This is a genomic window from Kitasatospora putterlickiae (assembly GCF_039527695.1).
GTDB classification, from domain to species: Bacteria; Actinomycetota; Actinomycetes; order Streptomycetales; family Streptomycetaceae; genus Kitasatospora; species Kitasatospora putterlickiae.
Window position 1 is genome coordinate 10,939 of record NZ_BAAAKJ010000300.1, and the last position, 948, is coordinate 11,886.

At 78.4% G+C, this 948-nt stretch carries 1 protein-coding gene and 1 pseudogene; one reads left to right on the top strand and one right to left on the bottom strand.

The genetic code is table 11. The features are described 5' to 3' along the window. Positions 1–15: 15 nt before the first annotated feature. A pseudogene (locus ABD308_RS29070) lies at positions 16–456 on the bottom strand (phosphotransferase); the annotation flags it as partial. Positions 457–653: 197 nt separating this feature from the next. Here ABD308_RS29070 and ABD308_RS29075 point away from each other — a divergent pair. Next, a partial coding sequence (locus ABD308_RS29075) for a hypothetical protein (RefSeq protein WP_344340920.1) occupies positions 654–948 on the top strand: 295 nt, incomplete at its 3' end.

Sequence of the window (948 nt, forward strand, 5' to 3'; positions counted from 1 at the left end):
CGAGAGCCTTCGGGCCTAACCCCGTGCCGCCTCCAGCGCGCGCCGGACCTCGCCCGCCGGGTCGCCCTCGTGGTAGGGGCGCTCGCTGTCCTCGATGTGGTCCAGGAACTCCTGGTACCGCAGCGCGTAACCGAGGTGGAACAGCGGTCCGGCCAGCTCCAGCGCCCGCTCGGGCGCGCAGCCGGGCACCCGGGCGCGCCAGGCGTCCGCCCACACCCCGGCCAGCTGGGCCCACCGCTCCTCGTCGACGAAGGCGCGGGGCCGCAGGCCGTCCAGGGCCGGGTGGCCGAGGCAGGCGTCCGCGTAGTCGATGGCGACCAGTCCGCCGCCGTTGCCGCCGCGCCAGTTTCCGGGGTGGAAGTCGCCGTGGACGACGGTCTCCGGCAGCCCGCACGCGGTCAGCTCCTCGACCAGGACGGGCAGCCGGGCCGCCAGCGCCCCGGCGGCCTGCAGCTCGGCGGCCGTCCGCTCCGCCCNNNAGCGCCCGGGCGGCGGCCAGCTCGTCGGCCGTCAGCTCCGACCCGGCGGCGAGCCGGTCGAGCAGCGCGGGAACAGCGGCGGCCAACGCGCGCGGGGTGCGGTCGCGCAGCCTGGCCCCGGCCGCCCGGCCGTCGGCCGCGAGCGCCGCCTGGGCGGCGACCAGCCGCGGCACGATGTCCGCCACCTCCGCCTCCGACGGACCCCAGCAGTCCTCCCCGGGCACCTCGTCGAGCAGCACCCGCCCCTGCTCCGGGTCGGCGGCGAGCACGGACGGCACCAGCGTCGGATCGGCGGCGGCGAACAGCGCGACCGCCTCCGACTCCCGGGAGTTGAACGCCGGGTTGATCACCTTCAGCCAGACCGGGCCGTCGGCCGTGGGCAGCCGGAACAGCCCGGAGAGGTTCCAGGTGCGCACCTGCTCGGCCCGCCCGGTGGCGGCCCGTCCGGCCGCCGCCAGCGCCCGCTCCG